The following is a 9,664-nucleotide window of genomic DNA, read 5'->3' as shown; positions in this document are numbered from 1 at the left end:
AATAAACCGGTCATAAATAAAATAATACTCATAAAATCATGGCATTAATAATTAATCTCATTTAGCCATTCCAGACGTCGTTCTCTTCGCCCCTACCAAAATGAGAGATAAATACTCTCATAGTGATAGCCGGTATTTTACCGCCCTTTCATTCCGCCTTGTCACCCCGGAATAATATCCGGCAAGTCGTGATTCCATTCACAAAAATATTATTTGCTTCCGATAACGGTTAATTCTGGCACAGCTTACGCATAGATATCGCCGTGCGCGCAACATGCTGATGACCACATCAGTTCAGGGAGGCGATAACTGCCTTCGAATCGTAACTTCCGCTCTCGCTGGGGCGAAAGTCGTACAGGAGATAACCACTTCATGAAAGATTCAGCCATTCCTGCCTCACGCTCGACGGCATCAACCGCGCCGGTCGATAAGGTTTTGCCGATTATGCAAATGATTCTCTACGGACTGCAGCACGTGCTGGTGATGTACGCAGGTGCGGTAGCCGTTCCCCTGGTGGTGGGCAGCGCGGTTGGCTTGCCCGCCGAGCACATTATTTTACTGATCAGCGCCGATCTGTTTATCTGCGGCGCGGCCACCATTGTTCAGTCGATGGGGATTCGCCCCTGGCTCGGCTGCCGTTTGCCGCTGATTCAGGGCTGTACCTTCGCCGCGCTCATCCCGATGGTGCTGATCGGCAAAGAATACGGCATCGGCACCATTTCCGGTTCGGTGATTGTTTCGGGGATATTTATCCTCTGCTGCGCGCCGTGGATTAGCCGTCTGATTCGCTTCTTTCCCAAGGTGGTGATGGGCGGTATCGTGACGTTGATTGGTCTGTCGATCATGCCGGTGGCCGGCGGATGGATAGGCGGAGGAAGCAGTGAAATGGAAGGATTTGGCGACCTGTTTTCGCTGCTGATGGCCGCAATCACGCTGGTTATCATCCTTAACCTGTATACCTTCGCTACCGGGGTGGTCAAAAACACCGCCGTACTCATTGGGCTGATTATTGGCACCATTCTCTGGAGCTTCTTCAAGCCGCTCGACTTTCAACTGGTGAACGCCACTCCGTGGCTGCACCTGCCGTCGGTGATGCAGTTTGCTCGCCCGGAGTTTCATATCGTGCCCGTCGCCCTGCTCTCTATGGTAATGGTGGTGGTGATGGTGGAGACCATGTCCTCGATTATGGCCACCGGCGATATTGTCGGTAAGAAAGTGGATGCCACCATGCTGCGCAACGGTCTGAACACCTGCGGGCTGGCCACCACCATTTGCGGTTTCTTCAACCTCTTCCCCTACGCCGCCTTTGCGCAGAACGTCGGATTAATCGGCCTCACCGGGGTACGCAGCCGTTTTGTGGTGTCGGCCTCAGGGGCGATTCTCATTTTGATGGGCGTGTTCTCGAAAATGGCGGCGTTGGTGGTGTTGATCCCAAAACCGATCCTCGGCGGTGCCGGGATCGTCATGTTTGGCATGGTCGCCGTCTCCGGTATTCGTACCCTGGGACAGGTCAACTACCGTAACAATAACAATGGGATGGTGGTCGCACTGACCCTCGGTCTCGGCATGATGCCGGTGCTGGTGCCGAACCTGTTCACCCAGTTCCCCCCCATGATGCAGCTTTTCCTGCACAGTGGTATCACCATCGGGACGCTCACGGCCATCGTTGCCAACCTGACGCTCAACGGCAGCGTGCCGTTGCGTATTTCTCACGATGTACCGGAACCCGATCCACTGCCGCCAAGCGCTGCGGCGCGAAATATGGCGGTGCGCACCGTGCGTATGTGGCTGCTGCTGCGCAAAGTGCAGAAAGGTCAACAACCACAACACAGCGCGGGGGAATAATGCACAACCGACTCATACTGGCGCTGCTGGCGCTGGCGTTAATGACGATCCCCGCCGTCCAGCAGGCCATCGCCTTTGGGGTCAGCAGCCGTTTTGATTTTGGGCTGCTGTTTTAGCGTTTTACCATTATCTGGAGAGTCATGATGAAGAAAGTGACCACCGTCTGCCCTTACTGTGCCGCTGGCTGCAAGCTGCAGCTGGTGGTTGAGGACGGGCGGATCGTGCGCGCAGAAGCGGCGATGGGCAAAAATAACCAGGGGACGCTGTGTCTGAAAGGCTACTACGGCTGGGATTTTGTCCACGATACCCGCATTCTGACGCCACGGCTGCAAACGCCAATGATCCGTCGCCAGCGTGGCGGCAAACTGGAAGCCGTTTCGTGGAACGAGGCGCTGGATTACGTCGCCACGCGGCTTAGCGAGATCAAAGCAAAATATGGCCCCGACGCCATTCAAACCACAGGTTCTTCGCGGGGTACCGGCAACGAAACTAACTATGTGATGCAAAAGTTCGCCCGCGCGGTCATCGGCACCAATAACGTTGACTGCTGCGCGCGCGTCTGACACGGCCCTTCGGTTGCAGGTCTGCACCAATCGGTCGGTAACGGCGCAATGAGCAATGCCATCACCGAAATTGATAACAGTGAGCTGGTGTTTATCTTTGGCTACAATCCGGCAGATTCTCACCCTATCGTCGCCAATCATGTGCTTAATGCGAAGCGAAATGGCGCCAAAATTATTGTCTGTGATCCACGGCGTATAGAAACCGCCCGGATTGCCGATATGCATCTGGCACTAAAAAATGGTTCGAATATCGCGCTGTTAAATGCTATCGGCCACGTCATTATTGCGGAGGATCTCTACGACAAATCTTTCGTTGCCCAGCGTTCTGAGGGCTTTGAAGAGTACCGTAAAATCGTCGAAGGCTATCCGCCGGAGTCGGTTGAAGAGATTACCGGCGTCAGCGCGCAGGACATTCGCGCGTGCGCCCGACTGTATGCCCGCGCTACGACGGCCACGATTCTTTGGGGCATGGGCGTCACCCAGTTCTACCAGGGGGTAGAAACGGTGCGCGCTCTGACCAGCCTGGCGATTCTGACTGGCAATCTTGGCAAAGCGAGCGTCGGCGTCAACCCGGTTCGCGGGCAAAATAACGTTCAGGGGGCCTGTGATATGGGCGCCCTGCCGGATACCTATCCGGGCTATCAGTTCGTTAACGTTGCCGAAAACCGCGAGAAGTTCGCCAAAGCCTGGGGCGTCGAAAGCCTGCCGGCTCATACCGGCTATCGTATTAGCGAACTACCGCATCGGGCAGCGAACGGGGAAGTCCGTGCAGCGTACATTATGGGTGAAGATCCGTTACAAACCGACGCCGAGCTGTCGGCGGTGCGTAAGGCGTTTGCGACGCTGGAGCTGGTGATTGTGCAGGACATTTTCATGACCAAAACCGCCGCGGCGGCCGACGTCATCCTTCCCTCGACGTCGTGGGGCGAGCATGAAGGGGTTTATACCGCCGCAGACCGGGGCTTCCAGCGCTTCTTTAAAGCGGTGGAGCCGCAGTGGGACTTGAAAACCGACTGGCAAATTATTAGCGAAGTCGCCACCCGCATGGGCTATCCGATGCACTACCGTAACACTCAGGAAATCTGGGATGAATTGCGGCACTTGTGTCCGGATTTCTTCGGCGCCACCTATGAGAAAATGGGTGAGCTTGGGTACGTACAGTGGCCATGTCGGGATGAATCACCGGCGGATAAGGGAACCTCATGGCTGTTTGCCGATCGCTTCTCCACGGCAAACTGGCTGGCGAAATTCTTCACCTGTGATTGGGTAGCGCCAATCGATAAATTAACGGAAGAATTTCCCATGGTGCTCTCGACGGTACGCGAGGTAGGCCACTACTCCTGCCGTTCGATGACCGGCAACTGTTCAGCGCTCTCGACGCTGGCCGACGAACCGGGTTATGCGCAGATCAATACCGCCGACGCAGCGCGTTTAGGTATTGCCGATGAATCGCTGGTGTGGGTGAACTCACGTAAAGGGCGAATTATTACCCGGGCCAAAGTCAGCGAAAGGCCCAATAAAGGGGCGATTTATATGACCTACCAGTGGTGGATCGGCGCCTGTAACGAGCTGGTCACGGAAAATCTTAGCCCAGTCACCAAAACGCCGGAGTACAAGTATTGTGCGGTGCGGGTAGAGGCGATTGCCGATCAGGCGGCAGCGGAGCGCTATGTCATAGAAGAGTATGCGAAGCTCAAAGCACAACTACTGGAATGCAGCGAGAGTCATGCGTAATCGGCGTTGGGGAGGTTTCAACCTCCCCGGCGCGCCATCACCGCGTTATGACTTTAAGGCGTGATGAATTGAATCAAGAATCGGCTGGTAGCCGGTACAGCGACAGATATTACCTTCCAGCACATCCTTCAGTTGTTCATCACTCGGCTGCGGCACCTCTTGCAGCAGCGCGGTCGTGCTGACCAGCACGCCCGGCGTACAGAATCCGCACTGAACGCCGCCTTTCTCAACAAAAGCATTCTGCAATTTTTGCGTAATGGGGTTGTCGTTTAACCCTTCCAGGGTGGTGATTTCCGCCTCATCGCACTGTTCTGCCAGCACCAGACAGGAACAGACCGCTTTGCCGTCCATCATCACCGTACAGGCACCGCATTCACCAATAGCGCAGCCTTCTTTTGTCGCGGTTAGCTTCAGGGTGTTGCGAACCAAATCCAGCAGACGCATATTGCCTTCGACCTTCGCTTCCACCAGTTTGCCGTTGACCTTCACTTTAATGATACTCATCTCGTTGTCCTCGACAGGGCGCCGGGCGCCCTGCTTTCATTGATTATTGAGCGGATGCCTGCGTCATCATGTCGCGGAACATGCTGACAAAAACCGGCTGCTTATAGGCTGCAGACCAGCGTTTGCCGATCGCGGCATAAATCAGCTTGTCCAGCACCTCGCAGGCGCTATCAACGGTTTGCGGCGTGATACGCTGCCCCACCAGACAGCGCTCGACATCGAGCAGACGCTGCGGTTTGCTGAATAACGCGCCGTCGACCAGTCGGCAGTAGCTCACGGTACCGTCAGCGGTGAATTCCAGCAGCGCGGTTAAGCTCTGGCGGGTAATATTCAGTGCATTACGTCGTCCAAGCTGATGGTAGAAACCCTTCGCTTTTGGGTGCGCCGGCGGCGGAAGGATCACGCGCGTCAGCAGTTCATCTGGCTGGCGTTGCGTTTTGTAGCCAGAGAGCAGGAACTCGGCCAGTGACATACGCCGTGTGGCAGCATGGGAACGCAGTTCAACGCTGGCGTCGTAGAGAATCGACGGCGGGATGGAGTCACCACATGGCGCCGCGTTGACGATATTGCCGCCGATGGTGGCGCGGTTACGAATCTGGTGTGAGCCGACGGTATGACAGGCCTGCACCAGCAGCGGGTAACGTTCGCGCAGCAGAGGGTTGTCGGTAATACGGTTAAAGGTGACCGCGGCGCCAATCGACACTTCGTGGCTTTGCGGGTCTTCCGTCACCTGAGTCAGTTCACTGAGACGAGAGATGTCAACCAGCTTCACCGATTTAGTTTGCAGACGCCCCTGAACGATCACATCGGTCCCCCCTGCGATGACCGTGACACCGTCACTTTTAAGCAGCGCCAGGGCTTCATCCAGCGTCTTCGGGCGCGTCACCGTAACGTCTGTCAGGCGCAGCACCTGCTTTTTGTTCTCCTGTTCAATCATCAGTTCACTTTGCCGTGCCGGTTTTTTCAGGTTATAGCCAAGAATCACCTGTTCCAGCGTCAGCGGCAGCTTATTAAAACGCGTGCCTAGCGCAAAACTTACGGCGTTATTGATGGCGGCGGCCGCCAGTTCAGTCGCCGGTTCGCCGATACCTTTTGCCCCAAGCGGGCCTGCTTTATCCGGGTTTTCCACCCCGATCACCGTAATGGCGGGAATGTCCTTGATCGTTGGCAGCAGGTAGCTATCAAAGTTCTCCGACTTCACCTGGCCGTGCTCAATATTGAAATCTTCCAGTAGTGCGTAGCCGAAGCCCTGCGCCACGCCGCCGCATACCTGCCCTTCAAAACCGACGGGATTGAGCACCTGACCGACATCATGCGCGGCGGTGACGTGCAGCAGGTCGGTCTTACCCGTGCTGATGTTCACCCGCACTTCCGCCACCTGGCAACCATATACCCAGGTGAAGTACGGGCTGCCACAGCCTTTTTCTTCATCCCAGTGGATCGGCGGCGGCACAAACCAACCGTATTCCGTCAGGCTGACGCTGGCCCATTTAGTTTTATTAACCGCATCTTTAAACGCGATACGTTGGCTATCATCTTGTTTATTGATGATAAAACCGTCCTGCCAGCGGGTATCTTCAAGTCGCGTCGCGCCGATGGTCTCACCCACGACGCTCAGAATACGGCGCTTAATTTTCTCTGCCGCGTCCAGAATCGCCCCGCCGCCAACCATCGTCCCGCGCGTGGCCGCCGTTGAGCCCCCGTCGCCAATCACCGAGGTGGGCGGTTCACTGAAGTGAATGTCGGCCATCGCGATCCCGAAAGCTTCAGCGGCGATTAACGACATGGTGGTCTGTAGCCCCTGACCGTTTTCCGACACCGACGTGGAGAGGTTGACGCTACCGTCCTCGTTCACCTGAATCAACGCCGTTGAGGTATCGACCCCTTCCGCACCAATGGAGCAGCCGCGGTAGCTGAGCGCTAACCCAATGCCGTAGCGATATACGCCCCCCTGTTCGTTCAGCACATGGTAATGCTTACGCTTGGCCATAAACTCCGCCGAGGCGGCGGCCTTTTTCAGCACCTCGAGTGCCGACACCGTATGCTGATCGAAAACCTGGCCAGTGACGGACGTATCGCCTTGACGTAATGCGTTGATTTCACGAATTTCAACCGGGGAAATATTCAGATACTCGGCAATTTCATCCATCAACGATTCATTCGCATAAACCACCTGCGGGGAACCAAAACCGCGCATCGCCGAGGTATAACTGTTGTTGGTGTATATCGCTTTCACATCGATATGCACATTAGGAATGGCGTAAGGACCTGCCGCCTGTACGGAAGAACGCCAGGTCACAAACGGTGATGATGCGGCATAGCCCCCGCTGTCGGCGAGAATATCGACTTTCATCGCCTGGATACGTCCGGCGTCGCTAAAGCCGACTTTGTATTTCATTTTGTACGGGTGGCGCTTGCAGCTTTCAATAATGGACTGTTCACGGGTATAGGCGAACTTGATTGGTTTTCCGGTCAACCGTGTCAACAGCGCGGAGCGGCAGGCAAGATGATCAATCACATCATCTTTACCGCCAAACGAACCGCCCATCACCGCGCGCTTGACGTTAATCTGGCTCTGCGGGCAGCCCATGAATTTGGCCACAAAGCCGCGCACCCGATGCGGGTTCTGAATGGAGCCGGAAATAATCAGGCTGCCATCGGTAGGATCAAGCCAGGTCAGTACCACTTCCGGCTCAATGTAGGCGTGTTCCTGGAAGCCCACCTCATATTCGCGTTCAAGGATATGCCGGGAATCGGCAAATCCCTTTTCGATATCGCCTTTCAACGTGTGGTGATGCGCGGCAATATTGTCGTCGCGCTCCGGGTGAATTCGCCGTGCATCCGGCGCCAGCGCGGATTCCACGTCGGTTAGCGGCGCATACGGCGTGTAGCGCACGTGAATTTTGTCGGCCGCTTCGCATGCCGCCTCATAGGTGGTTGCGGCGACGACGGCGATCACGTCGCCGTGAAAGACCACCTCATCTTTGACGATTGGCAGGTAATCTTTAACGATAACGCCGACCACCGGCGTGCCGGGAATATCCTGCCAGGTGGCAATCCTGACCACACCCTCTACCGCCAGCGCGTCGCTGAGATCCAGTTCTTCGATTTTGCCCGCCGGGATATCCGCATAGCGGCAGACGCCGTAGAGCATATCCGGCAACGTAATATCATCGCCGTATAGGGCGGTTCCTTTGACTTTCGCCAATCCATCCACGCGTCCTGGCGACGCTGAACGCAAAGCACACATAACGCTCCCCTTATTATCAATCCTGTAAGTAGTTACGGGAAAAGCCCATCGCTACGTACAAATCCAAGATTTATGCCAGAGATCAACGAGGTGGCTGTTAGGGTTCGTTTTTGTGATTGCGCCCGCGTTAATGGTCAATCACAGGGAGAAATCGGCCTGTCGAACGAGGAGTGGGCAGAGAATTCGTGTCGTGCTGTCGGTGAATTATCAAAGTAATAATCGGTTTTTATCAAAATAATAATGGCTTAGCGCGTATTAACCGAACATTCACTGTCAAGGGTCAGTAAAGGTCACGCTCCCTGCAGGCTAAGCGATTGACTTCGCCGCAAATAGTACGAAAATGTTCCCCACTCGTGACAACCCGAATAACGGCACCTATGACTTCCAGCTCTTTTCGTTTTTCCCGCCTCTCCACCCTGAAAAAGGCCAGCGCGCTGATCGTTGCCGCATTTTTACTGGTTAGCTGCGATTCGAAACAATCGACGACGCCCTCCTCTACCGTGAAACCGGGCAGTTCACAGCAAAGCAACGAACCGATGCGCGGCGTCTGGCTAACCACGGTGTCACGCCTGGACTGGCCGCCGATAAGCTCCATCAATGCGCCTGACGCCACCCTGCGCGTCGAACAACAGCAAGCCGCGCTGCGGGCAAAACTCGATAAGCTGAAAAGTCTCGGCATCAATACCGTTTTTTTCCAGGTAAAACCGGACGCAACGGCGCTGTGGAAATCGGACATTCTGCCCTGGTCTGATGTGATGACCGGCAATATTGGCGAATATCCTGGCTACGATCCGCTGCAGTTTATGCTCGATGAAGCGCACAAACGCGGCATGAAAGTCCATGCCTGGTTTAACCCGTATCGGGTTTCGACCAATACCAAACCCTCAACCGTCACCGCGCTCAATAACACCCTGTCGATGACGCCTCCGAGCGTGTTTGTGTTACATCGTGACTGGATTCGCACGGCCAGTGACCGTTTTGTCCTCGACCCCGGTATTCCGGAAGCGCGTGATTGGATCACCAGCATCGTTGCCGAGGTGGTGTCGCGCTATGACATTGATGGCGTGCAGTTTGACGATTATTTCTATACCGAAACCGCCGGTTCTTCGCTGAACGACACAGTCACCTTCCGCCGCTACGGTCAGGGATTTGCCTCGAAAGCGGACTGGCGTCGACACAATACGCAGGAATTGATCGCCCAGGTCTCCCGCACCATTAAGCAGTTGAAGCCGAATGTCGAGTTTGGCGTGAGTCCTGCCGGCGTATGGCGTAACCGTTCGCACGATCCGGCGGGATCGGAGACTCGCGGTGCAGCAGCCTACGATGAATCCTATGCCGATACCCGTCAGTGGGTGCAGCAGGGTTTGCTTGATTATATCGCCCCGCAGATTTACTGGCCGTTTGCCCGTGATGCGGCACGTTACGACGTGCTGGCTAAATGGTGGGCTGACGTGGTTAAACCGACCAACACGCGCCTTTATATTGGCATCGCGCTGTATAAAGTGGGCGAACCCTCGAAGAATGAGCCGGACTGGAGCATCGAAGGCGGCGTGCCGGAGCTGAAAAAGCAGATTGACCTGAATGAGTCCGCCGCCAACATCAATGGAACGATTCTGTTCCGCGAAGCTTATCTGGAACAACCGCAAACGCAGCAGGCCGTTGATTATTTAAGAAGCCGCTGGGGGAAATAATAACCACAAGGAATCAGCCACTACTGGCTGATTCCTTTAATAAAAATCGAGATAAGTTACATCGGTGTGAATTATAA

5 protein-coding genes are annotated in these 9,664 nt (G+C 55.3%); 3 read left to right on the top strand and 2 right to left on the bottom strand.

All coding sequences use genetic code 11. The features are described 5' to 3' along the window. Window positions 1–372: 372 nt before the first annotated feature. Window positions 373–1,845 (top strand): nucleobase:cation symporter-2 family protein, encoded by a 1,473-nt coding sequence (locus NNN71_RS21615; RefSeq protein WP_271459308.1) that lies wholly within the window; start codon window positions 373–375, stop codon window positions 1,843–1,845. A gap of 143 nt (window positions 1,846–1,988) precedes the next feature. Then, the gene (gene fdhF, locus NNN71_RS21610) at window positions 1,989–4,142 is read left to right on the top strand and encodes a formate dehydrogenase subunit alpha (protein WP_271459309.1); all 2,154 of its coding nucleotides are present in this window, start codon (window positions 1,989–1,991) and stop codon (window positions 4,140–4,142) included. 45 nt (window positions 4,143–4,187) lie between these two features. Here fdhF and NNN71_RS21605 read toward each other — a convergent pair whose 3' ends face one another. Both NNN71_RS21605 and NNN71_RS21600 read right to left on the bottom strand, forming a co-directional pair. Beyond that, the gene (locus tag NNN71_RS21605) at window positions 4,188–4,646 is read right to left on the bottom strand and encodes a (2Fe-2S)-binding protein (protein ID WP_271459307.1); all 459 of its coding nucleotides are present in this window, start codon (window positions 4,644–4,646) and stop codon (window positions 4,188–4,190) included. Between the two features lie 43 nt (window positions 4,647–4,689). Next, window positions 4,690–7,896, bottom strand: a complete 3,207-nt coding sequence (locus tag NNN71_RS21600; RefSeq protein ID WP_271459306.1) for a molybdopterin cofactor-binding domain-containing protein — start codon at window positions 7,894–7,896, stop codon at window positions 4,690–4,692. Window positions 7,897–8,273: 377 nt separating this feature from the next. Here NNN71_RS21600 and NNN71_RS21595 point away from each other — a divergent pair, with 377 nt between their 5' ends. Beyond that, entirely contained in the window at window positions 8,274–9,587 is a 1,314-nt protein-coding gene (locus NNN71_RS21595; RefSeq protein WP_411908116.1) for a glycoside hydrolase family 10 protein, read from the top strand. Window positions 9,588–9,664: the final 77 nt, after the last annotated feature.

It is taken from the genome of Kluyvera sp. Awk 3 (assembly GCF_028069715.1).
GTDB lineage: Bacteria > Pseudomonadota > Gammaproteobacteria > Enterobacterales > Enterobacteriaceae > Kluyvera > Kluyvera georgiana_A.
Note: the sequence above shows the minus strand (reverse complement) of the source record. Positions and strands in the feature narration are given on the sequence as shown.

Excerpts from the sequence above, each read along its gene's own strand:
- NNN71_RS21595 (WP_411908116.1), top strand. The coding sequence starts at position 8,274 with ATGACTTCCAGCTCTTTTCGTTTTTCCCGCCTCTCCACCCTGAAAAAG.
- NNN71_RS21600 (WP_271459306.1), bottom strand. The coding sequence starts at position 7,896 with ATGTGTGCTTTGCGTTCAGCGTCGCCAGGACGCGTGGATGGATTGGCG.
- NNN71_RS21615 (WP_271459308.1), top strand. The coding sequence starts at position 373 with ATGAAAGATTCAGCCATTCCTGCCTCACGCTCGACGGCATCAACCGCG.
- NNN71_RS21605 (WP_271459307.1), bottom strand. The coding sequence starts at position 4,646 with ATGAGTATCATTAAAGTGAAGGTCAACGGCAAACTGGTGGAAGCGAAG.